At 28.8% G+C, this 25,852-nt stretch carries 21 protein-coding genes; 18 read left to right on the forward strand and 3 right to left on the reverse strand.

What is annotated here, in order from left to right:
* The first annotated feature begins 84 nt into the window (after positions 1 to 84).
* The 7 genes from GFJ41_RS02485 to rbr all read left to right on the forward strand — a co-directional run bounded on the left by GFJ41_RS02485 (position 85) and on the right by rbr (position 5,762).
* On the forward strand, positions 85 to 1,296 hold the full coding sequence (locus GFJ41_RS02485) for an ABC transporter substrate-binding protein (protein ID WP_170074516.1): 1,212 nt from the start codon (positions 85 to 87) through the stop codon (positions 1,294 to 1,296).
* On the forward strand, positions 1,289 to 2,146 hold the full coding sequence (locus tag GFJ41_RS02490) for an ABC transporter permease (RefSeq protein ID WP_035116530.1): 858 nt from the start codon (positions 1,289 to 1,291) through the stop codon (positions 2,144 to 2,146). The genes GFJ41_RS02485 and GFJ41_RS02490 overlap by 8 nt, the downstream gene beginning before the upstream one ends.
* 8 nt (positions 2,147 to 2,154) lie before the next feature.
* The gene (locus GFJ41_RS02495; RefSeq protein ID WP_035116529.1) at positions 2,155 to 2,958 is read left to right on the forward strand and encodes an ABC transporter permease; all 804 of its coding nucleotides are present in this window, start codon (positions 2,155 to 2,157) and stop codon (positions 2,956 to 2,958) included.
* Positions 2,945 to 3,967, forward strand: a complete 1,023-nt coding sequence (locus tag GFJ41_RS02500) for an ABC transporter ATP-binding protein (protein ID WP_170074517.1) — start codon at positions 2,945 to 2,947, stop codon at positions 3,965 to 3,967. Before GFJ41_RS02495 ends, GFJ41_RS02500 begins: the two co-directional genes overlap by 14 nt.
* A 36-nt stretch (positions 3,968 to 4,003) precedes the next feature.
* Positions 4,004 to 4,615: an NUDIX hydrolase gene (locus tag GFJ41_RS02505; RefSeq protein WP_170074518.1), complete on the forward strand. Its 612-nt coding sequence runs from the start codon at positions 4,004 to 4,006 to the stop codon at positions 4,613 to 4,615.
* 81 nt (positions 4,616 to 4,696) lie between these two features.
* On the forward strand, positions 4,697 to 5,041 hold the full coding sequence (locus GFJ41_RS02510; RefSeq protein WP_052169175.1) for a rhodanese-like domain-containing protein: 345 nt from the start codon (positions 4,697 to 4,699) through the stop codon (positions 5,039 to 5,041).
* A gap of 184 nt (positions 5,042 to 5,225) precedes the next feature.
* Positions 5,226 to 5,762: a rubrerythrin gene (gene rbr, locus GFJ41_RS02515; RefSeq protein WP_170074519.1), complete on the forward strand. Its 537-nt coding sequence runs from the start codon at positions 5,226 to 5,228 to the stop codon at positions 5,760 to 5,762.
* 104 nt (positions 5,763 to 5,866) lie between these two features.
* On the opposite strand, the gene GFJ41_RS02520 is transcribed toward rbr, so the two are convergent.
* Positions 5,867 to 6,922 (reverse strand): NAD(P)H-dependent flavin oxidoreductase, encoded by a 1,056-nt coding sequence (locus tag GFJ41_RS02520; protein WP_035116526.1) that lies wholly within the window; start codon positions 6,920 to 6,922, stop codon positions 5,867 to 5,869.
* A 154-nt stretch (positions 6,923 to 7,076) separates the two neighbouring features.
* Positions 7,077 to 8,483 (reverse strand): MATE family efflux transporter, encoded by a 1,407-nt coding sequence (locus GFJ41_RS02525; protein WP_332841108.1) that lies wholly within the window; start codon positions 8,481 to 8,483, stop codon positions 7,077 to 7,079.
* Between the two features lie 207 nt (positions 8,484 to 8,690).
* On the opposite strand from GFJ41_RS02525, the gene GFJ41_RS02530 reads away from it, so the two are divergent.
* The 5 genes from GFJ41_RS02530 (at position 8,691) to GFJ41_RS02550 (ending at position 15,601) form a co-directional block, all read left to right on the forward strand.
* Positions 8,691 to 9,611, forward strand: a complete 921-nt coding sequence (locus tag GFJ41_RS02530) for a ribonuclease Z (protein ID WP_035116525.1) — start codon at positions 8,691 to 8,693, stop codon at positions 9,609 to 9,611.
* A gap of 78 nt (positions 9,612 to 9,689) precedes the next feature.
* Positions 9,690 to 9,986, forward strand: coding sequence for a rhodanese-like domain-containing protein (locus tag GFJ41_RS02535; protein ID WP_021429132.1), 297 nt, complete (start codon positions 9,690 to 9,692; stop codon positions 9,984 to 9,986).
* Between the two features lie 292 nt (positions 9,987 to 10,278).
* The gene (locus tag GFJ41_RS02540; RefSeq protein ID WP_170074520.1) at positions 10,279 to 12,069 is read left to right on the forward strand and encodes an aminopeptidase P family protein; all 1,791 of its coding nucleotides are present in this window, start codon (positions 10,279 to 10,281) and stop codon (positions 12,067 to 12,069) included.
* Between the two features lie 259 nt (positions 12,070 to 12,328).
* Complete coding sequence (locus GFJ41_RS02545; RefSeq protein ID WP_170074880.1) at positions 12,329 to 14,122, forward strand: aminopeptidase P family protein; 1,794 nt, start codon at positions 12,329 to 12,331, stop codon at positions 14,120 to 14,122.
* Positions 14,123 to 14,200: 78 nt separating this feature from the next.
* Positions 14,201 to 15,601, forward strand: coding sequence for a peptide MFS transporter (locus GFJ41_RS02550; RefSeq protein WP_170074521.1), 1,401 nt, complete (start codon positions 14,201 to 14,203; stop codon positions 15,599 to 15,601).
* 30 nt (positions 15,602 to 15,631) lie between these two features.
* Here the strand turns inward: GFJ41_RS02550 and GFJ41_RS02555 are convergent, their stop codons facing one another.
* Positions 15,632 to 16,801, reverse strand: a complete 1,170-nt coding sequence (locus GFJ41_RS02555) for an AraC family transcriptional regulator (protein ID WP_170074522.1) — start codon at positions 16,799 to 16,801, stop codon at positions 15,632 to 15,634.
* A gap of 213 nt (positions 16,802 to 17,014) precedes the next feature.
* On the opposite strand from GFJ41_RS02555, the gene GFJ41_RS02560 reads away from it, so the two are divergent.
* From GFJ41_RS02560 to GFJ41_RS02585, 6 genes are all read left to right on the forward strand, one after another.
* Complete coding sequence (locus tag GFJ41_RS02560) at positions 17,015 to 18,295, forward strand: Gfo/Idh/MocA family protein (protein WP_170074523.1); 1,281 nt, start codon at positions 17,015 to 17,017, stop codon at positions 18,293 to 18,295.
* A gap of 148 nt (positions 18,296 to 18,443) precedes the next feature.
* The gene (locus GFJ41_RS02565) at positions 18,444 to 19,742 is read left to right on the forward strand and encodes an ABC transporter substrate-binding protein (protein ID WP_021429017.1); all 1,299 of its coding nucleotides are present in this window, start codon (positions 18,444 to 18,446) and stop codon (positions 19,740 to 19,742) included.
* Between the two features lie 64 nt (positions 19,743 to 19,806).
* Positions 19,807 to 20,751, forward strand: coding sequence for a carbohydrate ABC transporter permease (locus GFJ41_RS02570; protein WP_206001488.1), 945 nt, complete (start codon positions 19,807 to 19,809; stop codon positions 20,749 to 20,751).
* Between the two features lie 18 nt (positions 20,752 to 20,769).
* Positions 20,770 to 21,594, forward strand: coding sequence for a carbohydrate ABC transporter permease (locus GFJ41_RS02575; protein ID WP_170074524.1), 825 nt, complete (start codon positions 20,770 to 20,772; stop codon positions 21,592 to 21,594).
* A gap of 271 nt (positions 21,595 to 21,865) precedes the next feature.
* Positions 21,866 to 23,071: a CD0519/CD1768 family membrane protein gene (locus GFJ41_RS02580; protein ID WP_035116517.1), complete on the forward strand. Its 1,206-nt coding sequence runs from the start codon at positions 21,866 to 21,868 to the stop codon at positions 23,069 to 23,071.
* Positions 23,072 to 23,233: 162 nt separating this feature from the next.
* A complete protein-coding gene (locus GFJ41_RS02585) occupies positions 23,234 to 25,762 on the forward strand; it encodes an FprA family A-type flavoprotein (RefSeq protein ID WP_035116516.1) in 2,529 nt (842 codons plus the stop codon).
* Positions 25,763 to 25,852 lie beyond the last annotated feature (90 nt).

Genomic DNA, 25,852 nt, shown 5'->3' on the forward strand with positions numbered 1-25,852 from the left:
TAATAAAAATAACCTCCCAGCTTTATAATATTTAGTTGGGAGGTTATATTATTATTATAAATAAAACGACAGAGGAGGAACAACATGAAAAAAATTATTGCCTTGGGAATAACGATATCCCTATTGTTTTTAGTTGGATGCGGCAATGGAAAGGTTACTAGCCAATCGGATGACCAACTTTTAAGCAAAAACTATGAGGAAATTGAAAAAAGTGCAAAAGGAATTACTGTTAACTTTTATGGATGGGGAGGAAATGAAGTACTGAATAAATGGTTTGATAATTATGTAATCCCAAACATGAAAGAAAAATACGATATAAATGTAAAAAGAGTAGGGATGGATATAGATACCATAATGAATCAATTAATATCTGAGAAACAAGTTAAAAATGATAAAGGAAATATAGATGTTTTTTGGGTAAATGGAGAAAACTTTAAAACGGCAAAAGACAATGAACTTTTATTTGGACCATTTACTAATAAAATAGAAAACTATGAAAAGTATGTTGATACGAACTCAAAAGACATAACAACTGACTTTGGTACACCTGTAGACAATATGGAGTCTCCGTGGGGGAAAGCTTCATTTACAGTACTAAAAAACTCAGATAAAGTAAGTGAGAATATAGTAGACACTAATACATTAAAAGAAGCTATAGTGAAAAACCCAGGTAAGTTTACATACCCAGCACCACCAGATTTTACAGGAAGTGCATTTGTAAGAAATGTAATATATGATATAGTAGGCTATGAAAATTTAAAGGATTTACCTGAAGATGAAGCTACAGTTAAAAAAGTAATTCAACCAGCCATGGACTATTTAAAAGAAATAAAGCCTTATTTATGGAATGAAGGAAAAACTTATCCATCTACTACGGCGCAACTAGATAATATGTATTCTGATGGAGAAGTTAATTTTAGTATGACTTATGCTCCAAATGAGATTGAAGGTAAGATAAATTCTGGGGAGTTTGATAAAAGTACAGAATTTATAAACTTTGATAAAGGAAATATATCAAATACTCACTTTTTAGCGATACCTAAAAACTCATCAAATAAAGCTGGAGCAATGGTATTAATAAATTATTTAACAAGTATAGACGCACAAGCTTCTAAGAGTGAATCTAAAAATTGGGGAGATATGACTATATTAGATCTAAATAAGATACCTAAAGAAGACAAATCAAAATTTAAAAACTCAGTACAAGTAAAGAATCCAGTTCCAGAAATTAAGGCAAGTTTAGTGCCTATAATAGAAAAAATATGGTTAGAAGAGGTAGCTAACGTTAATGAGTAAAATAAAACCATATTTGCTTATTGCCCCAGCCGCATTACTATTATTATTTATAATGGGAGTAGGGATTTGCACATGCATATTGCAAAGCTTGGGGTATTTCCCTTTGATTGGATTAGATAGTATAACTTTTGATTACTACAAAGAGATATTATCTAATCAACAATTTATAAATTCATTAATATTAAGTTTAAAAACATCAATAATTTCATCGATAATAGCAACTGTAATAGGAGTTTTATTAGCGTATTTAATGACAAAAAATAGGGTTTCTAAGTTGAGATATTTTTTATTGAATTTGCCTATTATAGTACCTCATATAATAGCTGTAATGCTTGCATTTGCCGTTTTCTCTAAAACAGGTATAATAGCTAGAATATTATATAATCTAAATATAATAAGCGATTCTAGTGAATTTGTAAGCCTAGTAAATGATAAAGCTGGTATTGGCATAATTATTGTATATATATACAAGGGTATGCCCTTTATAGCGATTACAGTGTATAATATATTGAAGAGTTTAGATGTTAAGTTAGAAGATGTAGCGCTAAATTTAGGAGCTAATAAATTTCAAGTACTTAAATTGGTAATAATGCCACAGATAATGCCTACAATACTTTCATCATTCATTGTAATATTTGCGTTTTCGTTTGGATCATTTGAAGTACCATATTTAATTGGGGCTACAAATCCTAAAGCACTTCCTGTTAATGCATATATAAACTATATAAATACAGATTTAGCTCAAAGACCTTTATCAATGGCTATGAATAGTATATTAACTGGTATAAGTTTTATATTATTAATATTATACAATTTAATTTTTACTAAATTAAAGAAAAATAAATTATAGGTGATCGTATGAAGAAGCAATTTAAAAATCTAATCATAAATATAATATTAATTTCGTTATTAATGCCTTTAATAATACTTTTTATTTGGGCTATATCTTCATCGTGGGTATTTCCTAAAATTATACCAACTGAGTTTTCGCTGAGAGGTTTTGAATACATTTTGAATAGTGAAAACATAAGCGTACTAATAAACAGCACACTTATATCTATATCAGTTGTAGGTTTAACTATGATTATATGTATACCAGCATCTAAGGCGATAGCACTTTATGAATTTAAAGGTAAAAAATTATTCGAGTTATTAGTTTTATCTCCTATAATAATACCTGTCATATCTGTAGCTATGGGAATACAATTAACTTTTATTAAGATGGGATTAGCAAATACTGTACTAGGAGTAATTATTATAAATATAATTCCATGTATACCATATGGAGTTAAAATGATAACGGATGTGTACAAATTAATAGGTGATAAATATGAATTACAAGCCAATATGTTAGGGGCTAAAAAATTAGATACTTTAAGATATGTTACAATTCCACTGATACTTCCAGGTGTAATAGGAGCATCTAGCATGTGTTTTATAATATCTTTTAGTCAGTATTTTTTAACTTTATTAATAGGTGGAGGAAGTGTAATTACGTATCCTTTAATAATGTTTCCTTATATACAAAGTGGAGATAGGATGATATCTTCTATATATAGCATAGTGTTTATATTAATAAGTTTAATTGTAGTAGCTTTAATGGAAGGTAGTATACGCAAGTACTATAGAAATGATAAGGAGATAAAAAATGTCATCAGTTAAAATTGTTAACTTAACAAAACAATTTAACAATGTAAATATACTTGAAAATATAAATTTAGAAATAAATCAAGGTGAGTTGATAACTCTTCTTGGAAAATCTGGTTGTGGAAAAAGTACGACGCTTAAATTAATAGCAGGGCTTATAAAACCAGAAAGCGGGGATATTTTATTTGATGGAAAGTCAGTTTTAAATTTAAAAACACAGTATAGAAATGCAGTAATAGTATTTCAAGACTATTCTCTATTCCCACATATGAATGTATTTGAAAATATAGAGTTTGGACTGAAAGTTAATAAAATAGATAAAAATTTACGAAAAAACAAAGTTTTAGAACTTATAAACTTAGTAAAATTAACAGGGTTAGAAGATAAATATCCTAATGAATTATCTGGAGGTCAGCAACAAAGGGTTGCGATTGCAAGGTGCCTTGCAGTGAATCCTAAGATATTATTGTTAGATGAGCCATTTTCAAGTTTAGATATAAATTTGAGGGGGGAAATGAGGGAGTTTATCTTAAAAATACAAAAAGACTTAGGAATAACTACTGTACTAGTAACTCATGATAAGGAAGAGGCACTAATGATGAGCGATAAGATAGCAGTTATGATAGATGGACGTGTGGCTCAATTTGATACTCCCAGAAATTTATATGAAAACCCCAACTCAAAAGAAGTGGCAAACTCTTTTGGAGAAAGGAATTACATCATTGGAGATATAGATAATGGTCAATTTAAATCTAGTGTATTAAATCTAGATTTAAATGTTAAAGAAAGCATAGATAATGTAGAACTAATGATTTCAAAAGAGAATATAAATATATGTGATTTAGAGTATGAAACAGGAATTGAAGGTACAGTTGAAAGTAAGATTTATGCAGGAGACATAACTTATTATAATGTGAAAGTTAAAAATTTATTATTAAAAGTGAGTTCTAACAATGGTTCATATGAAATAGGAGAACATGTAAAATTAGAAGTGAATCTTAAGAATGTAGTATACTTTAAATAGATAATATTTATACATTAAAACTAATGGAGGTGCTTTATGGTAGACAATAGAATAAAAAAATTAAAACCACTTGCTGAAACTAAGTTTTTAAGTATCTATGATGCAACATATACTAATAAATTAGGAAATGAAAATCACTGGATGATAGCATCTAGAAAAGGATATGAAAATTTATCAGAAAAATATTTCAAAGGTAAAAAAGATGATGTAGATGCTGTTGTTATAGCCGCGTTTCATAAGGAAATTAAAAAGTTAGTAATTGTCAAACAATTTAGAGTGCCATTGAATGATTATGTATATGAACTGCCAGCTGGATTGGTAGAGAACGATGAGCATATAGAGATTGCAGCAAAAAGAGAGTTAAAAGAAGAAACAGGACTTAACCTGTTAGAGATAAAGAAAAACTTAGGAAACAATCAATTATACTTATCTCCAGGTATGACTGAAGAAAGCGCGAGTCTAGTTTATTGTTTATGTGATGGTGAATTAAGTACTGAATATTTAGAAGAAGAAGAAGATATTAAACCTATGTTAGTTAGTAGGGAAGAAGCTAAAAAACTATTAGAGAAAAATGTGAAAATGGATATAAAAGCATTTATGACATTACAAAGTTTTGTTTTACTTGGAGATGATTTTTTAAAGTTTTAATTATGTGATAAAGTCACAGAAAAAAATTTATTAAAATTATAGAATGAGTTTAATAAACTTAATGGGGTAAAGGAGTACTTTATGGGATTTTTATCAAACTTATTTAAAAATAACAAATACAAAACTATAAATGGAAATGAACTAATTGACTTATTAACAAATAATAGAAATTGTATAATAATAGATGTGAGAACTGCTCAAGAATTTAAAAGTGGACATATAGAAAAAGCAAAAAATATATCTGTTAGTGAGTTAAGATCGAAAGTTAATTCAATAATAAAATACAAACATAATGACGTAGTTCTTTATTGCGCTTCTGGGGCTAGAAGTAAGTCTGCAGCTAATTTTTTATACAAAGAAGGATTTGAAAATATATACAATTTAAAAGGCGGAATGGGTTCATATTTAAATGCAAAAAGAAAATAAAGAAGATGATTTAATAAAATCATCTTCTTTATTTTATATTACAAAAAACTATTAAATAAAAAATGTAAATAAAGTAGTAAATCTTACTATATTGACTAAGTTTGACTAATGGTATATAATACCACCTGTAGAGGGTTAATGAAAACGTACCCCAACAAATATAGTGAATATTTGGAGGCTAGCTATGGATATAAAAGGGACTAAAACTGAAAGAAATTTAGCTACAGCTTTCGCAGGAGAATCTGAAGCTAGAAATAAATACAGTTTTTATGCATCACAAGCAAAAAAAGAGGGCTATAATAAAATAGCAGACTTTTTCGAAGAAACTGCAAAAAATGAAATGGCACATGCAAAAATGTGGTTTAAATTACTTCACGAAGGAATTAAATCAACAGAAGATAACTTAAAAGATGCGGCAGCTGGAGAACATTATGAATGGGTAAGTATGTATGAAAAGTTTGCACAAGAAGCAGAAGAAGAAGGGTTTGATCAAATAGCATTCTTATTAAGATCAGTAGGTGCTATAGAAAAAGAACATGAAAAAAGATATAATGAACTACTTAAGGCTTTAGAAGATGATAAAATTTTCAAAAAAGATGAAGTTGTAGAGTGGAGATGCCAAAACTGTGGACATTTACACAAAGGTACAGAATCACCAGAAGTTTGTCCTGTATGTCAACATCCAAAGGCATTTTTTGAAATAAAAGCTGATAAGTTTTAATATTGTTAATTTTAAATTTTAGGTTTATATACATATTATGTAAGAAGAAAATATAGATATAAAAATATGGGTGTTTATAATAGAAACACCCATATTTAAGTTTATTATAGTTTAGATGTTAATTCATCAATAACTTCAGATACATTTTTTAATCGATCAACCTTATAAGCGTTACTTCCGCAAAATAATAGACCGTTTTCAATATCTCCACGAACTGCATCTATAAGTGCCTTAGAAATACAATAAGGTGTATTACTTGGATTACAAGGTATTAAGCAATTATAACATTTTTTAATTTTTCTACCTTCAGAACTAACTGACTCAATAAAACTATTTCCAATTGCACGACCAGGCATTCCAACCGGGCTTTTAACTATCTTTATATCGTCTTGACTAGCATTTACGTAAGTCATTTTATACTCATAAGCCGCATCACATTCATGAGTAGCTACAAATTTAGTTCCTACCTGAACCCCACTTGCACCCATATCTATGTATTTCTTTACGTCATCGCCTGTAAATATACCACCAGCAGCTATAACCGGAATATTTTTATTAAATTTATCTCCATAGTTTTTAGCTATGTCTAAGATTTTAATAAATTCCCCATCATAATCTATGTTGTCTATATTATCTAACTCATCATTATGATAACCTAAGTGTCCACCAGCTTTAGGACCTTCAACTACTATTAAGTCTGCAGTAGTATTTTCCTTTCTATCCCACATTTTTAAAATAACTCCTAATGCCTTAGATGTGGAAACTATAGGTGCTATTTTAACAGAACTATCTTTAACAAGTTTCGGTAAAGCAGTAGGAAGTCCTGCTCCAGAAATTATTAAATCTACTCCTGATTCTATACAAGTTTTAACATGATCTTCATAATAATTCATAGCGACCATAAGATTTACACCTATTATACCACCTTTAGAAATTTCCTTTGCTTTTAATATATGTTTTTTTAATGCTCTTAAATTAGCTTTAAGAGGATTTATTTCAAAATCATCTTCGTCATAACCTACCTGTGCACCAGATATAACTCCAACACCACCACAACTAGCTACTGCACCGGCAAGAGATGATCTAGAGACACCAACTCCCATTCCGCCTTGTACTACAGGCACTTTAGCAATTAAATCTCCTATTATTAATGGTTTCATTAATTTCCTCCAAAAAAATAATTTTACTAGATTATTATATTAAGTATTAGTACCTAGTAATAATTAAATTATACTATAAAATTAAAAATAATCAATCAGTATTTTAAAGTACAAATAAAAAAGCAAAATACTCTTTAAAAGAGCATTTTGCTTTTTAATCAGATTTTGTTGATGCAAACTCAGGATTAAACTTTTTGTTAGAGGAGAGGTCGCTTTCCTTGAAGTTAATAACGGATTTGTTTTTCCAATATCCTTTTTTATAATATATTCCGGTAACAATTAATCCTACACACCAACCAATAGGAATTCCCATCCATATTCCATTCACACCAAATATTGATGATAATAAATATGATGCAGGAATTCTGGCTATCCATAACGATATCATAGAACTTATCATTGCAAACATTGAGGCACCAGCACCACGGATTGCACTAGTTAACATAAATGATGTTCCTATAAATATGAAAAATGGACCTATAGTGAGTAAATACCTAGAGCCTATAGAAACTACCTCAGGATCAGTATTAAACAATTTTATTAAATTTTCTTTGAATAATAAAAATACTATTAATACAAATATAGATATACACAAAGCCATAGTAATAGAAGATTTTACACCTTTTTTTACTCTGTCAACTTTTCCAGCCCCTATATTTTGGGCAACAAAAGTAGATACAGCACTGCCTAAATTCATAATAGGAAGTGATATGAAAGTTTCAACTTTAGATCCAGCTCCAAAGGCAGCCATGGCAGATGTACCATAACCATTAACTAAAGATTGTAAGGTTATATTACCAATAGAGAATAGTGTTTGCTGAACTGCAGATGGCAGACCAAGTTTTAATCCAGTTTTAAATATTATAGAGTCGTACTTCAAATTTCTAATTCTAATTTTTAAGATTTCATGACGTTTATTAAGATATATTACACTAAATATAAATGCTACAGCTTGAGCGATTATAGTGGCAAGAGCTACACCATTTACACCCATATTAAAATAAATTATAAAGACAATATCTAGAATTATATTTAAAATAGTAGCTATTATCAAAAAATATAATGGATTAGTAGAATCACCAAGACCTCTTAGTATAGCACACACGGAATTATATCCTGTTGAAAAAACTGTACCAGCAAAAATTATAATTAGATATCCCTTAGAAAGTTCAAAAATTTCACTTGGGGTATTCATAATATGAAGTATATTTCCACTAAAAAAAACTCCTATTAAAGTTATAAAAAATGAAGCTATAAAAATGAATACATATGTGGTATCTATTGCTGCTTTAACTTTAATCATATTTTTAGAACCATAATATTGAGATATAAGAATTGAGAAGCCTAAGGTTATGCCCATTAAAAAAGAAGTAAGTAAAAACATAATTGGATTTGCGCCAGATACTGCTGCCATAGCATTTTTACCAACAAACCGTCCAACAATAATGCTATCAGCTGTATTGTATAATTGTTGAAATAAACTTCCTATTAGCATTGGGAGGGCAAAGTTAAATATACATTTACTTTCATTTCCGATTGTTAAATCTTTTATAAATATCACCTCGATTTATTAAAAATAAGTTATTAATAATATAGTAGCAAATATTTAGAATATTCTCTATATAAAGTTGGTTTTAAAATTAAATACTTGAATTAACATATACTTAGCAGTATATAATAAATACAAAGATTAAATTGCTATTTTGCTAGATATTCGATTTAAAAGACTTAAAAGTAGTATATTTTAACTGTTAAAAGAGGTGATAATATGGTTGAAATAACTTTACTAGGTTGTGGTGGAAGCATGCCAGTGCCAAATCGGTACCTTTCATCTTTGCTTATAAATTATAGAGGAAGAAAAATACTTATAGATTGTGGTGAAGGAACTCAAGTTTCTATGAAAATTGCAAATTGTGGATTCAAAACTATAGATTATATTTGTATAACTCACTTACATGGAGATCATATAATTGGGCTTCCCGGCATACTATCTACAATTGGGAATTGTGGTAGAACAGAAATGTTAACAATAATTGGGCCTAAAGGAATAAAAGAGATTATAGAGGCCTTTAAATTAATAGTAAAAGAACTTCCATATGATATAAATATAATAGAAAATCCTAAAGAAGATATATTAGTAAGTAATAATTATATTAATAAAGACATTATTATATCTACTTTAGAGGTAGAACACTCAACTCCATGCATTGCATATAGTTTTTATATAAAAAGAAAAGCTAAGTTTGACATGGAAAAAGCAATGAAAAATAATGTGCCAAAAATTCTTTGGAGCAAACTTCAAAATGGAAGAGAAATAAAATTGGAAGGTAACATATATACAAAAGATATGGTTTTAGGTCAACCTAGAAAAGGAATTAAAGTAAGTTTTGTTACAGATACAAGACCAATAAAAGAAATTATGGACTTTGTAGATAATAGTGATTTATTGGTATGTGAAGGTATGTATGGAGATGATTGTGACTTAGAAAGGGCTATAAAAAATAAACATATGACATTTAGAGAAAGTGCAACAATCGCAAAACAATCAAATGTAGAAACTATGGTTTTAACACATTTTAGTCCAATTATAAAAGACCCTAATATGTATATTGAAAATGCGATGGAAGTGTTTGAAAATACAATAATAGGAACTGATAGATTAAAGTTGAATTTGCTTTTTAAAGAATGACAATTGTAGTATTGAAGTTTTAATAATTTTTACATGGGTATATAATAAAATATTAAAACATACATCATGGAGGACATTATGAATTTTACAGATATAGATAATGATAAGTTAAAAGAATTAGCCAAAGATAAAAATACATTGTTAATTGATATAAGAACGAAAGAAGAATTTGAAGAAAATCATATAAACAGTGCTATTAATATACCTTTACATGACTTGATGTACAATATAGATGAGATTGAAGATTTTAAAGAAAAGAACATAGTGGTGTACTGTAGAAGTGGACATAGAAGTATTACAGCATGTAATTTATTAGAATTAGAAGGATTTAATAATATTTATAATTTAAAATATGGAATTTTAAGTTATAAATAGATAATTTGAAACGAGTGGATAAGCATAAATCTACTCGTTTTGAATTTTTTAGTATAGATAAAAAATATTAAATATATATAAATTTTTTATAAAAATCATTGAAAACGATGTCATGAGGTGGTAAAATTTATTTTAATAACAAATGAAAATTGAAAAATTATAACTTTTCAAAGAAAGTTTAAGAAATATTTAACAAAAAATATTGTGAATTTACATAAAATAATTTAGGTTTTAACAAAGAGGTCTCAACCTCTTTATAAACATATATAAATATAACTTAGGGGGCTTTAATATGATAAAAGAAAGATTATCTATGCTTAGAAATTATATGAAACAAAATGGTATGGATGCATATATAATACCATCTTCAGACAATCACCAAAGTGAGTATGTGGGAGATTACTTTAAAAGTAGAGAGTTTATATCTGGATTTACAGGTTCAGCAGGTACTGTAGTAGTAACTATGGATGAAGCAGGACTTTGGACAGACGGAAGATATTTTATACAAGCTGAAAGTGAATTAAAAGGAAGCAGTATAAAATTATTTAAAATGGGAGAAGAAGGAGTTCCAACTACTGAAGAGTACATATTTAATAATGTAAAGGAAGATGGAGTATTAGGGTTTGATGGTAGAGTTATATGTGCTAGGGAAGGACAAAATTTAGAGAAAAAATTATCTGAAAAAAATATAAAAATATCATATGAATATGATTTAGTAGATAAAATTTGGGAAAATAGACCAGCTTTATCGAATGAAAAAGCATTTTTATTAGATGTTAAATATGCAGGTGAATCATTTAGCTCAAAGTTAAATAGAGTTAGAGAAGTTATGAAAGAAAAAGGAGCAACAACTCATGTAATAACAACTCTTGACGATATAGCTTGGTTATTTAATATAAGAGGAGGAGATGTTAAATTCAATCCTGTAGTATTATCTTATACTTTAATAACTTTAGATAAAGTTTACTTATTTGTAGATGAAGCTAAGCTAAATGAAGAAATATTAGGTGAATTAAACAAAGAAAATGTAGTTATAAAACCATATAATGATATATATGAATTTATAAAAGCTTTAAATAAAGATGAAACAATATTATTAGATTCAACAAAAATAAACTATGCTATATTAAATAATATACCTGATGACGTTAGAAAAATAGATGAGTTTAATCCAACTATGTTTATGAAAGCTCAAAAGAATAAAGTTGAGTTAGAAAACATAAGAAACAGTCATATAAAAGATGGTGTAGCATTTACTAAGTTCATGTATTGGTTAAAAAATAATGTAGGAAAGACAGATATATCTGAATTAAGCGCGTCACAAAAATTAGAAGATTTAAGACGTGCTCAAGATGGATTTATAGAACCAAGCTTTGGTACAATAGCTGGATATAGAGAACATGCAGCTATGATGCACTACAGTGCAACTCCTGAAAGTGACTATAAATTAGAGCCAAGAGATTTATTTTTAATAGATTCAGGTGGTCAATATTTTGATGGAACAACAGATATAACAAGAACTATTGCATTAGGTGAAGTGAGCGATGAACTTAAAACACACTTTACAGCAGTTGCAAGAGGTATGATAAACTTATCAATGGCTAAGTTTTTACATGGAGTAAGAGGATACAACTTAGATATACTAGCAAGAAGACCAATGTGGAATATGGGAATAGATTATAAGTGTGGAACAGGTCATGGAATAGGTTTCTTATTAAATGTACATGAAGCTCCAAATGGATTTAGATGGAGAATAGTGCCAGATAGATTTGACAGTGCTGAACTTGAAGAAGGTATGGTAACAACTAATGAGCCTGGAATATATGTTGAAGGATCTCATGGAGTAAGAATAGAAAATGAATTAGTTGTTCAAAAAGCAGAAAAAAATGAATATGGACAATTTATGGAATTTGAAGTTGTAACATTAGCGCCAATTGATTTAGATGCAATCGTTGTAGATGATATGAATAGAGAAGAGAGAGAATATTTAAATTGGTATCATAAATTAGTTTATGATAAAGTATCTCCATTCTTGACTAATGAAGAACAAGAATGGTTAAAAGAGTATACTAAAGAAATATAAGTAAGTGCTTTGTATAAAAAGGATATGGCTAAAAGTCATATCCTTTTGTTTTTATGTTAATAAAAAAATATTAATATAGATAAAAAAATAACATTTATAAATTTGCATTTTTTACAATCTTGAAAAAATTTAATTAATTTTTAAAATTTTAAAAATAAGAAAAAGAATGTAAATATATTGAAAACGATGTCATAAGATGATACTATGTAAGTGGGCGATAGATGATGCATAAAATTTTATATGTAGGATAAGGGGGAGTATTATGATAAGTGGTAGATTAGAGAGTTTAAGGCAATATATGGGGGAATATAAGATAGATGCATATATAATACCATCTTCAGACAATCATCAAAGTGAATACGTAGGTGATTATTTTAAATCAAGAGCGTACATATCTGGATTTACAGGTTCAGCAGGAACTTTAGTAGTAACTATGGATGAAGCAGGGCTTTGGACAGATGGAAGATATTTTATACAGGCTGAAAATCAATTGAAAAATACGGGGATTAAATTATTTAAAATGGGCGAAGAAGGTGTTCCTACTACTCAAGAATTTATATGTGAGAAGTTATCTAAAGGATCTACATTAGGATTTGATGGTAGGTTAATATCTGCAAATGAGGGCAAGAGTTTAGAAGAAAAGTTAAAAGAAAAAAATGTAAGCATAAAATACGAGTATGATTTAGTTGATAAAGTATGGAACGATAGACCTTCTCTATCAAATGAGAAAGCGTTTTTATTAAAGGTTAATTATGCAGGGGAGACATTTAGTTCGAAATTAGAAAGACTTAGAGAAACTATGAAAGAAAAAAATGTAACATCTCATATTATAACAACTCTTGATGATATAGCATGGCTATTTAATATAAGAGGCAGAGATGTTAAGTATACTCCGGTTGTTCTTTCATACGCAATAATAACATTAGGTGAAGTTTACTTATTCATAGATGAAAACAAATTAAATGAAGAAATAATAAATGAATTAAAAACAGAAAATGTAATAATAAAAAAATACGATGATATATATGAATTTGTTAAAACTATGGATAAAACTGAAATAGTGTTATTAGATGATGGAAAAGTTAGCTACTCAATATATAATAATTTACCAAATGAAGTTCAAAAAATAAAAGAGCCTAATCCTACAATGAACTTTAAAGCTGTAAAAAATAATATTGAATTAGATAACGTTAGAAATAGCCACTTAAAAGATGGAATAGCATTTACCAAATTTATGTATTGGTTAAAGAATAATGTAGGAAAAATAGAAATTTCTGAAATAAGTGCATCAGAAAAATTAGAAGAGTTAAGACGTGCCCAAGAAGGATTTATAGAGCCAAGTTTTGCAACTATAGCTGGATATAGAGAACATGCAGCTATGATGCACTACAGCGCTACACCTGAAAGTGATTATAAATTGGAAGCTAGTGATTTATTTTTAATAGATTCAGGTGGTCAATATTTTGATGGAACAACAGATATAACAAGAACTATTGCTTTAGGGGAAGTAAATAGTGAGCTAAAGACGCATTTTACTGCAGTTCTTAGGGGAATGATAAATTTATCTATGGCTAAGTTCTTATACGGAGCAAAAGGATATAACCTAGATATATTAGCAAGAAGACCAATGTGGAATGTAGGTTTAGATTACAAATGTGGAACAGGTCATGGGGTAGGTTTCTTAGGAACTATACATGAAGCTCCAAATGGATTTAGATGGAAAATAGCTCCTAACAGATTAGAAACAGCTACGTTAGAAGAAGGTATGGTAACAACTAATGAGCCTGGAATATATATTGAAGGTTCTCATGGAATAAGAATCGAAAATGAACTTATAACTAAAAAAGCAGAAAAAAATGAATATGGACAATTCATGGAATTTGAAGTGGTAACATTTGCACCTATAGATTTAGATGCAATAAATGTTGATGATTTAAATAAAGAAGAAAGAGATTATTTAAATAATTATCACAGATTAGTTTATGAAAAAATATCTCCATATTTAACTGAAGAAGAAAATGTATGGTTAAAAAAATATACTAGGGGAGTATAGAGTAAAAGTATAATAAGGTAGCTTTTTAAATACAAAGCTACCTTAAATATAAAATTAAACATTTAAGGGGGACTTAAGATGGCAAATACAACATCTGCACCTGCAAAACATCCTAAGGGGTTATATGTTTGTGGGTTAACATTCACGTTTGAAAGATTCGCATACTATGGTTCTAAAACGTTATTATTACTATTTTTATCATATTCGATAGCTCAGGGTGGACTAGGAATAGACAATGCTGATGCAGCAGCTATAGCAGCAAACTTAGCAGCATTCACATACTTAGCGCCAATATTTGGGGGTATGATATGTGATAGATGGATAGGGGCTAGATATTGTGTAATTATAGGATCGATTATAATGGCAGCAGGATATGCATTAGGTTATTTTGCAACAAGTGTAATATGGGTTCATGCAATGATAATTTTAATATCAATAGGAACTGGTTTCTTTAAAGGTAATTTAAATGCACTAGTTGGGGAGTTATATGATGATAATACTAGAAAAGATGCAGCCTTTTCTTTATTATATACATTTGTTAACTTAGGATCATTTGTAGGATCTTTAACTATAGGTATATTATATACTAAAACTTTTGCAGTTATAGAAAATGGACATGTTGTTGAATATGGATTTAGACAATGTTTCATGTTAGCTGCAATAGTTACGTTACTTGGAGGATTATTATTTACATGCACTATGAAGTTTTTAGGGGAAGCTGGTAAACATCCTCAAAAAATGCTTGATAAACAAGCTGGAGATACTAAAGGAGAAAAATCACCAGATAGACCTTTAACTAAGAAAGAAAAGGATAGAGTAAAAGTAATATTCATATTATCATTTTTCTCAATTTTCTTCTGGGTATTTTATAACCAAGCAGGTTCTTCATTAACTTTATATATGAAAGATTATGTAAATATGTATGTAGGAAACTTTGAGATACCTGTAATGTGGATAGAAACTGCACTAAATGGATTTTTATGTGTAGTTTTAGGACCAATAATGGCAGCTATATGGACTATGTTATCTAAAAGAGAAAAAGGTGACTTAAGTATGGCTCAAAAAATAGCATTAGGATATGTATTTTTAGCAGTAGCATTTGGATTCGTAATAGCTGCTGAACTTTCAAGAGGAGTAGGATCACCTGCTACTGTAAAAACTAGTGTTATTTGGTTAATGTTATTCGTTTTATTCCAAACTATAGGAGAAATGTGTTTCTCACCATTAGGTAACTCACTAGTAAGTAAAATAGCACCAGCTAAATATTTATCTTTACTTATGGGTGTTTGGGCATGTGCGACTTTCTTTGCAAACAAAGCAGCAGGATATGTTCAAATGATAATAGAAAAAATGGGTCTTATGCAAACATTCATTTCTATACCTGTAATTTTAGTAGTTGGTACATTCATATTACTTGCATTTAATAAAAAATTAACTGCAATGATAGGTACTGATGATGATGAAAAAATAACTGCTTAATAAATAAAGACTAGGATTATATCCTAGTCTTTAATAGTTTTTGTTTACTGATTTTAGATATTCGCTTGGAGAAAAACCATAAACTTTTTTAAATTTATTGGAAAAGTAGTGAATAGAATTAAATCCTAAAATTTCAGAAATCTCACTTATAGTATAATTAGTTTCTTTTATAAGTTCTTTGCTTTTTTTTAACTTTAAATTGTTTATATAAAGTTTAACCGTAGTGTCTAAATTAGATCTGAATAATAAATGCAATTTAGAACTGCTTATTGAAAACTTATCACATATAGTTTGAATATCCAAACAATCATATATGCTTTCATTTATAAATTTCAATATTGAATTTAAAAGTTCGTCGTCATAAAATTGTTGAATTTTATTAGCTGGTTTCACAATAGAAGTTTCAAAATCAATGCTTAGAGTTTTCAAAACTAATTCTTTTAAATAACAAATAGAAAGCTCATCACAATATAAATGTGTAGAATTAAGTTCTTTCATAAGCTTAGTTATTATAGTGTATAAGTCCTTTGTAGAGCTAAATACCTTATTTGAAAGAAGAGATGTATCATTGAAATCCATTTCAAAACTTACTGTTAAGTATGAACAAGATTTTTTATTATCAGTATATTGTGAGTGATATTCATTTGGAGCATAGAAAAATAAATCCCCTTGATTTAACTTAAACTCCTTTCCATTTACTTCGGTATATAAAACACCTCTATCTACATATGTAAGTTCCCAAAAGTTATGTTTTTCACCTTTGAATAAATAATTAGTTGGCTTTTCTTGATAAAATTTAGTATAAATTTTACTTATTAAAATTTTAGGCACTATTTCTTTATAAGTATAAGCCTGAACAATGTTTATTGAATTTAAAAAAAGACTATTTCCATACAAATCTACATTACAATTATCTGATATTGGTATAAAATTATAAAAAACTCCTTTATTTAGTTTTATTTTACTATTTAAAATAAACGATTCTATACTATTAAAATTAGAATCATTAGAAACAACAATTAGAACGACTCCACTTTGCAACTTTATATGAATGTCAAATTCTGTATAAAAAAGTTTAGTGATAGATTTTTCTAAAAGTGTAATAGATGTTTTTTTCTCGCAAATTATAATATCATCAGGTAAAGATGATAAAGCCTCCCCATATTTTTTAAAAGATAAACAAGTAGTTTGTTTAAACAATTTAATATCCCCCTAAAACCATGAAATCTTTTTCCTAATAATATTTTACAAAAAATAGCATAAAAAATCAAATTTAGTTATAGTGTAAGGTTTAATATAATACATAAAAATGTAAAACATTTATACAAAAGTGCAAATACATATAAGCAATAAAGTATTAGAATATACTTAATAAGTAAATAAAAAACTTCAAAATTAATGGGGGAATGATTAATGAAGAAAATTACAGTAGCGGTAGTAGGTGCGGGGGCAAGAGGTATGCATGCATATGCTCCATATTTTAAACATCATGAAGAATTAGGGAAAGTTGTTGCAGTGGCAGAACCACATGATATAAGAAGGTATATATGTGTAAAAGAACATAATATAGAATCTGAAAATGTGTTTAAAACATGGGAAGATTTACTGGAAAAAGAAAGATTGGCTGATGCGATTATAATAGCTAATAATGATGAGTCACACTATGAGCCAACTAAGATAGCTCTTGAAAAAGGGTATCATGTATTGCTTGAAAAACCAATGTCAAACAAATTAGAAGATATAGTAAAATTAGGTGAGCTAGCTAAACAGTATCCAAATCAAGTGTTTATGATTTGTCATGTGCTTAGATATACTACATTTTTCTCAAAATTGAAAGAAATAGTAGATAGTAAAGAGCTAGGAGAGCTAGTTAGCATACAACACAATGAAAATATAGGGTATTGGCATTTTGCCCATTCATTTACTAGAGGAAACTGGAGAAATAGCAATGAAACAAGTCCTTTGATACTAGCTAAAAGCTGTCATGATATGGATATATTATTATGGTTAACAGGTAAAAAATGCAATAATATATCTGCATTTGGACATTTGACTCATATGAGAGATAAAAATTTTAAAGAAGGAATGGCCGATAGATGTTTAGACTGTAAGATAGAAGAAAGATGTCCATACTCAGCTAAAAAATTATATTTATCGGAAAAGCCTATATTTGCAAAAGTAGTACATCCAGTACCTAGTAAAGAAAATTTAGAAGAAGCATTAAGAACGGGTCCATATGGAAGATGTGTATATAAATGTGATAATAATGTTGTAGATCACATGGTAACTATACTTGAATTTGAAGATGATATAACAGCTACATTTAACTTATCTGCATTTACTGAAGAATGCAATAGAACTATTAAACTGATGTTTACTCATGGTGAAGTAGGAGGAAATCACGTTAAAAATATTATAGAAGTCAAAAAGTTTGAGAAATTTGGGGAAAATACTATAGAAACTATTATTCCAGAAGAGGTCGAAGGAGGCCATGGAGGCGGTGATTATGGAATAATGGAAGACTTTGTTAAGTTAGTTTCAGAAAACGGTGGAGAAGGAAGAACTAGTGCTAAAAAATCTGTTGAAAGTCATGTCATGGCATTTGCAGCTGAGTATTCAAGATTAAATAAAGAAGTTGTTAATATTGAAAAGTTTTGGGATGAAGCAATAGAAAAGATAAAGGCTGAAGCATAATATATTATTACACAAAATTATAAAAAAAGTGTATAAATTTACAAATACAATGAGTTCACATTTATATATCATATAATTAACGAGAATTATCGAAATATTCAGGAAAAAATATAGTTAATTAGTTTAATTTGTGGGAAGGGGATTTGATATGTTTTTAAAAAGGGGAATTATAACAGGAGCAGTTTTATCTCTAGTACTAGGGCTAACGGGATGTAGTTCTGCTGGAGGAAATAGTGCTGATGGGAAAGTTGAACTAAGATATGCTATATGGGATAAAACTCATATGGAAGCTGTAGAAACTTTGATAGATGGGTATGAAAAAGAAAATCCAAATGTAGACATTAAGGTAGAACAATATTCATTTGCAGACTACTGGACTAAAATGGAAACAGCAGCAGCTGGGGGGTCAGCTCCTGATATATATTGGATGAATGCTGTTAATTTTAATAAGTATGCTGACAATGGAATGTTAGTTAATATGAAAGACTATATAAAAGATAAAAATGTTGATATGAGCCAATATTTAGAAAGTTTAAGTAGTTTATACAGTTATAAAGGAGATCAGTATGGAATTCCTACATTCTGGGATAACAATATTTTAATGGTTAATACAAAGCTTATGGAAGAATACGGAATTCCTGAGCCTAAGGAAAATTGGAATTGGGATGAGATGATAGCTTGGTTGACAGATGCTAAATCAAAATTGCCAAAAGATATATATCCTTTTACTTCTTATGCAACAGAAAGTACACAGTCAGGCGTGTTTAATGAAGTTGCTTCAGCAGGAGGGAAGGTAATAAGTGATGATAAGACTAAAGCTATGTTAACAACACCTGAAACTAAAGAAGGATTTAAAAAGTATTATGATTTAGTAAAGAGTGACTTACATAGTCCATATGATATAACATTAGAAGTTACAGCTGGAACATTATTTAAATCTGAAAAAGCTTTAGTTTTACAAATGGGGTCATACGGATTATTACCATACTCAGATAAAGAACAAGCACAAGTTGCAGGAAACTTTAAATTATATGAAATACCTACTATAAAAGAAGGAAATAAATCTAAAACTGTAATACATGGTTTAGGAAATGTAATATCTTCAAACTCTAAACATCCTGAAGAAGCTTTTGATTTTATTAATTACATGTCAAGTGAAGAGTCGATGAAAAAATATACTGAATTAGCTTTAGTTCCTCAAGCTCATAAAAATGTTCAAGATTTATTTGGTAAAGTAATGAAAGAAAAAACAGGGATAGATACTTCTGTTATGTCTAAGGTAGCAGAAAATGCTATGCCACTTCCTAATAGTTTTGAAACTTCAAAATGGGATAAAGCTATAGTTGATAATGTAACTAAATTTATGCAAGATGAAATAAGTCTAGATCAAGCACTTGAAAATGCACAAAAAGAAATGCAATCTATATTAGATAAAGAGAAAAAATAGGGATTTTTTAGAGGGTGTCTACGGTTTAGACATCCTCTTAGAATAGATAAAAGGGGGATTTTAATTGCAAGCAGAGGTATATAATGAAAAGCCCAGTAATTTAGATAAATTAAAAGCTAAAAAAAAGAAAAACCTAAAGCGCAACTTAACTGGATATATGTTTATAATGCCACTTTTAATAGGGGTTTTAGTATTTAACTTTATACCATTTATACTGAACTTATTTTATAGCTTAACAGATTTAAATGCATTTGGAGGATGGAACTTTGTAGGATCTGAAAACTTTTTAAGGTTGTTTAAGGATCCGTTGTTTTATAAAGCTGTAGGGAATACTTTTTTATATGTGGTAGTGACTGTACCTCCTATGGTAATTATATCTATTTGCATAGCAAACCTACTTAACAAAAACATAAAAGGAAAAGGAATTTATAGAACTATATATTTCTTACCTGTTGTGACTATGGCATCTGCATCAACATTAGTATTTCAATGGATGTTTAATTCAAGATTTGGACTTGTTAACCAATTTTTAGAAGCTATAGGATTAGAGGGGAAATTATGGTTTACAGATCCAAACTTAGCTAGAGTGGTAATAATAGTATTCATTATATGGAGTGGTTTAGGATACAAGATAATGATTTTCTTAGGTGGACTTCAATCAATACCTGAATCTTATTATGAAGCAGCATCTATAGATGGAGCTTCGTCATTTAAACAGTTTACTCATATAACTATCCCGCTTTTAACTCCAAGTATATTTTTTATTGTTATATGGTCTTTAATTGGATCTTTCCAATTATTTGATGTTGTATTCATGCTTATAAAACAAGGAAGTCCAGCTTATGAATCCACAATAACTATGACAAGATATTTCTATGATTTAGGATTTACATTAGGTGATAAGGGGTATGCATCTGCTGTAGCTGTAATCTTATTCTTAATCATAATGACGGTAACATTAATACAATTTAAGTTGCAAAAAAAATGGGTTCATTATTCAGATGAATAAGATTAGGGGGGGAAACGTATGGAAACGAAAAGAAGTGCTAAGGTTTTAACTCACATAGGGCTTATACTTATGGCAGGATTTATTGCATTACCTTTTATATGGATGATTTTAACATCTATTAAAACATTGGCAGAAGCAGAAGCTATTCCGTCTAAAATATTTCCTGAATCTGTAAGAATTGAAAACTATACTCAAATATTCAAAGAATTTCCTTTTGCACAGTATTATTTCAATACAATAATAGTAACAATAGCATCTGTAGTATTACAGTTAATTATAGTAACACCAGCATCATACGCATTTGCAAGATTAGATTTTAAATTTAAAGAAGCTATATTTTTAATCCTTATGGCAGCTATGATGGTACCTGGTCAGATGTATTTGATTCCACAATATCAAATAATACAAGATATGGGACTTTTAAATACACTAACAGCAATAGTATTACCTGGAATATTTAGTATATATTATACGTTTTTATTACGACAACACTTTAAGTCTATACCTAGAGACATGGAGGAGGCTGCAATAATAGATGGAGCATCTCAATTTACAATATTTTTCAAATTAATGGTTCCAATTGTTAGACCAGCTTTAGGAACTGTGGCTATACTTGGAGGATTAGGAGCTTGGAACAGTTTCTTATGGCCACTAATTGTAAACTCAACTCCAGAAAAACTGACATTAGCAGCAGGGCTTAGAGTTTTTGTAGGACAATATGGTACGCATTATCCTAGAATGATGGCAGGAGCAGTACTTTCTATAATTCCTATGGTTGTTGTATTTAGTTTATTCCAAAAGAAATTTATATCAAGTATAGCAGTTTCCGCTGGAAAAGAGTAATCTAAAATTTTGACAAAAACAAGAAAAATATTATATGAATTTAAAAAAATAAAACAGGTTAATTGTTTGAAATTAGCCTGTTTTTTACTATTCTGAAAATAAATGAAATACTAAACAATTCGAAAAAGTTGAAATATATAGATATATATAGTATAATTTATATAAATCAATATATTTTTATTTGTTTTGATTGTTAAAATTAAAACGAAAATAAAATTAAATTTTAATAATTTTTTTAATGGTATCCACAAAATACTAAGGAGGGAATACAATGGAGATTACGAATTTAGAAGAAAACGTTGTCGCCAAGGAGGTTTCTGGTGGAAAAAAGAAGGTAAAGGCAGTAAGTTTAGAAACTTTTGTATTTATCGGGGTCTTATTAGCAGGATTTGGATTTGTAGGGAGTAAAATGGGTGCAGGGTTGATGTTTAAAACTATTATGAACACAGCTCACGATTTGTTATTAAACACGGTATTTTTAATAATGGCACTAGCTGTGCTTGCAGGTGCACTAAGTGCACTACTTTCAGAATTTGGAGTAATATCACTTTTAAATAAAGTTTTTGCAATGTTTATGAAACCACTATATAACTTACCAGGAGCAAGTATAGCAGGAGCAGTAACAACTTATCTATCAGATAACCCGGCTATAATAGCGTTTGCTAATGATAAGAGTTTTACTAAGTATTTTAAGCAGTATCAAATTCCTGCTTTATGTAACTTAGGGACATCTTTTGGTATGGGTCTTATAGTTACGACTTTTATGATGACTCAAGGGTCTGAGTTTGTATCAGCTGCATTAGTAGGAAATATAGGCGCAATAATAGGAAGTATAATAAGTGTTAGAATAATGCTTACATTTACTAAGAAGTATTATAACTACGATCCAAAGAGCGAAAATAAAGCTGATGGAAAAGTAGAAGCAATGGAATATAGAGAAATAAGAAGTGGAAGTTTATTCCAAAGATTACTTGACTCTATGTTAGAAGGCGGAAAAAATGGTGTTGAGTTAGGTATGGCTATAATCCCAGGGGTATTAGTTGTATGTACTTTAGTTATGTTATTAACATTTGGACCAACAATAGATCCTAAAACAGGAGCTGAAGTTTATACAGGTGCTGCTTATGAAGGGATAGCGCTATTACCAGCATTAGGTGATAAATTAATGTTTATATTAGGCCCTCTATTTGGATTTACAGATCCTCAGGCAATGGCATTCCCGATTACTTCATTAGGAGCTGTTGGAGCTGCGATGAGTTTAGTTCCAAGATTTATAAGTGAAGGAGTTGTAACACCTAATGATATAGCTGTATTTACGGCTATGGGTATGTGCTGGAGTGGATACTTAAGTACACATGTAGGTATGATGGATGCGTTAAATGCAAGAGAACTTACTAGTAAAGCAATAATTTCTCATACTATAGGTGGACTATTAGCAGGTATATCTGCTCACTTTATATACATGCTTTTATTTTAGATAAAGAATAAAAAAGAGTATCTTAAATATTTAAGATACTCTTTTTTTATGCACAAAAATAATATTATTAAAATATGCTAAATATATGTTTAAAGTAATTAATAAAAGGTATAAAAGGAATAAGAGTTAAATAATAAACAAACATATATTGGAGGAATATATATGGAATTAAAATCGCTTAAATTAAAGAAAGATTTATATTGGGTAGGTTCTTTAGATCCTGATTTAAGAGTATTTGACATAATAATGTATACGCCATATGGAACAACTTATAATTCATATGTTTTAAAAGCTGAAAAGAAAACGATTTTATTTGAAACTGTAAAAGCTAAACATTTTGATAGTTATTTGGCTAGACTAGAAGATTTAAATGTAGATTTACAAAATATAGATTACATTGTAGTTAGTCATACAGAACCAGATCACGCAGGTAGCGTAGAGAGAATATTGAAACTTTCTCCCAAAGCTAAAATCATAGCATCTCAAAATGCTGTTAATTATTTAAAAGAAATTGTAAATAGTGAATTTGAATATATAGTTGCAAATGATAACGATGAAATTAAGATAGAAAACAAAACTTTAAAGTTTTATTCAGTTCCACTTCTTCATTGGCCAGACACTATATACACGTACATTAAAGAGGACAATGTATTAGTAACTTGTGACTCATTTGGAAGTCATTATAGTTGTGAAGGTGTGGTTAATACTAAAATAGATAATGAAGAACACTATATGGAAGCTCTAAGATATTATTACGATTGTATTATGGGGCCTTTTAAGCCATATGTATTAAAAGCTATAGAAAAAATAAAAGATTTAAAGGTGGATATTATATGTCCAGGACATGGACCTGTATTAGTTGATAATCCAAGAAAAATAGTTGATATATATGAAAAATGGAGTAGAGATGAGATAATAGTTACTAATAAAGATATAACTATATGTTACGTAAGTGCTTATGGATATACAGCTGAATTAGCTGAAAACATAAAAAAAGGAATTGAAGAGCATAGCGATTATAATGTTAAAATGTATGATGTTATAAATCATAATATAGATGAAATAATAAATTCTATAACTTACTCACAAGGAGTTTTATTTGGAACTCCAACAATAAATGGTGACGCATTAAAGCCTATTTGGGATATTCTTGTTAGTCTAAATCCTATTGTTCATGGAAATAAAATTGCATCATGTTTTGGTTCATTTGGATGGAGTGGTGAAGGAATACCAAATGTTATGGATAGGTTAAAACAACTTAGAATGAAAACTATAGATCCATTAGTTGTTAATTTTAAACCTAGTGAGGTAGATTTATATGAAGCTCAATTACTAGGCAAGAAATTTATTGAAAAAACTATAGATGCAAATACTAAAAAAGAAGGTACTAAAAAATGGAAATGCGTAATATGTAATGAAGTATTTGATGGAGAAGAAGCTCCAGATGTGTGTCCTGTATGTGGGGCAAAACATGATCAATTTATAGAGGTTATAGAAGAAAATATAAATTATCAAAATGATACAGAAGATAAGTTTGTTATTGTAGGTAATGGGGCAGCAGGTTTTTATGCAGCAGATTCTATTAGAAAAAGAAATAAAACAGCTAAAATAGCTCTTTTAAGCAATGAAGAAGAGTTAAGTTATTATAGACCAGCTCTTTCAGATTTTATAAATGAAGAAATTAAAAAAGAGGATTTTTATATTGAAGGTAAGGACTGGTACGAAAAAAATAATATAGAAGTTTTACTAGGAGTAAATGTAGAAACTATAGATGAAGAAAATAAAAAAATTATTTTAGATAATAACTCAAGTATAAATTATGATAAGTTAATACTTGCAAATGGTAGTTCTAACTTTGTACCACCGATAAATGGACATAATTTAGATGGAGTTTATACTTTAAGAAATAAAAATGATTTAGATAAAATAAAGGTGAATTTAGAAAAAGCAAAAAACATTTTAGTGATAGGTGGAGGACTGTTAGGTCTTGAAGCTGCATATGAAATGAAGCTAGCACAAAAAGAAGTTACAGTAGTTGAAGCTATGCCAAATTTATTAACTAAACAACTAGATAAAGATGGAAGTGTAGTTCTAGAAAATATATTAAAAGAAAATGGATTAAACCTAATGTTAGGTAAATTCATTGATTCTCTAGAAGGCGATAAAAAAGTATCTAAAGCTATATTTAAAGATGGAAGTTCTATTGATGTAGATATGGTAGTATTTTCTATAGGGGTTAGACCTAATGTTAAAATTGCTAATAACACTAATATAGAAGTTAATAAAGGAATAGTTGTAGATAAGTATATGCAAACTTCATCAAAAGAAATATATGCATGTGGAGACGTAGCTGAAATTGATTCGATTATATGGGCTATATGGCCAGCAGCTATAGATATGGGAAAAGTTGCAGGTGCAAATGCATGTGGAGATAAAATTGAATTTAAAGCAGAAAATTACCCAGTAGGACTAGATGTATTTGAAACAAAAGTGTTTAGTATAGGAAATATAAATGATATAGATAGTTTTATAACATTAAATAAAAAAGATGCTTATAAAAAACTATTCTTTAAAGATGATGTGCTAGTAGGGGCTATATGCATAAATGATTTAAGTAAAAATGTAAATATTATAAGATTAATAGAAGAAAAAGCTAATCTTAATAAAGTTTTAAGTGAAAATTTATTATAATTAATTAAAAAGATTCATTTCCAAACAATCTATAATACTTATTTATAAAAGTATGTAGAGCAATAGGGGTGAATCTTTTTCTTTTTTATT

The sequence above is a fragment of the Paraclostridium dentum genome (genome assembly GCF_012922555.1).
Taxonomy (GTDB): domain Bacteria; phylum Bacillota; class Clostridia; order Peptostreptococcales; family Peptostreptococcaceae; genus Paraclostridium; species Paraclostridium dentum.

Coding starts and splice junctions, on each gene's coding strand:
- GFJ41_RS02485 (WP_170074516.1), top strand. CDS start 85: ATGAAAAAAATTATTGCCTTGGGAATAACGATATCCCTATTGTTTTTA.
- GFJ41_RS02490 (WP_035116530.1), top strand. CDS start 1,289: ATGAGTAAAATAAAACCATATTTGCTTATTGCCCCAGCCGCATTACTA.
- GFJ41_RS02495 (WP_035116529.1), top strand. CDS start 2,155: ATGAAGAAGCAATTTAAAAATCTAATCATAAATATAATATTAATTTCG.
- GFJ41_RS02500 (WP_170074517.1), top strand. CDS start 2,945: ATGTCATCAGTTAAAATTGTTAACTTAACAAAACAATTTAACAATGTA.
- GFJ41_RS02505 (WP_170074518.1), top strand. CDS start 4,004: ATGGTAGACAATAGAATAAAAAAATTAAAACCACTTGCTGAAACTAAG.
- GFJ41_RS02510 (WP_052169175.1), top strand. CDS start 4,697: ATGGGATTTTTATCAAACTTATTTAAAAATAACAAATACAAAACTATA.
- rbr (WP_170074519.1), top strand. CDS start 5,226: ATGGATATAAAAGGGACTAAAACTGAAAGAAATTTAGCTACAGCTTTC.
- GFJ41_RS02520 (WP_035116526.1), bottom strand. CDS start 6,922: ATGAAACCATTAATAATAGGAGATTTAATTGCTAAAGTGCCTGTAGTA.
- GFJ41_RS02530 (WP_035116525.1), top strand. CDS start 8,691: ATGGTTGAAATAACTTTACTAGGTTGTGGTGGAAGCATGCCAGTGCCA.
- GFJ41_RS02535 (WP_021429132.1), top strand. CDS start 9,690: ATGAATTTTACAGATATAGATAATGATAAGTTAAAAGAATTAGCCAAA.
- GFJ41_RS02540 (WP_170074520.1), top strand. CDS start 10,279: ATGATAAAAGAAAGATTATCTATGCTTAGAAATTATATGAAACAAAAT.
- GFJ41_RS02550 (WP_170074521.1), top strand. CDS start 14,201: ATGGCAAATACAACATCTGCACCTGCAAAACATCCTAAGGGGTTATAT.
- GFJ41_RS02560 (WP_170074523.1), top strand. CDS start 17,015: ATGAAGAAAATTACAGTAGCGGTAGTAGGTGCGGGGGCAAGAGGTATG.
- GFJ41_RS02565 (WP_021429017.1), top strand. CDS start 18,444: ATGTTTTTAAAAAGGGGAATTATAACAGGAGCAGTTTTATCTCTAGTA.
- GFJ41_RS02575 (WP_170074524.1), top strand. CDS start 20,770: ATGGAAACGAAAAGAAGTGCTAAGGTTTTAACTCACATAGGGCTTATA.
- GFJ41_RS02580 (WP_035116517.1), top strand. CDS start 21,866: ATGGAGATTACGAATTTAGAAGAAAACGTTGTCGCCAAGGAGGTTTCT.
- GFJ41_RS02585 (WP_035116516.1), top strand. CDS start 23,234: ATGGAATTAAAATCGCTTAAATTAAAGAAAGATTTATATTGGGTAGGT.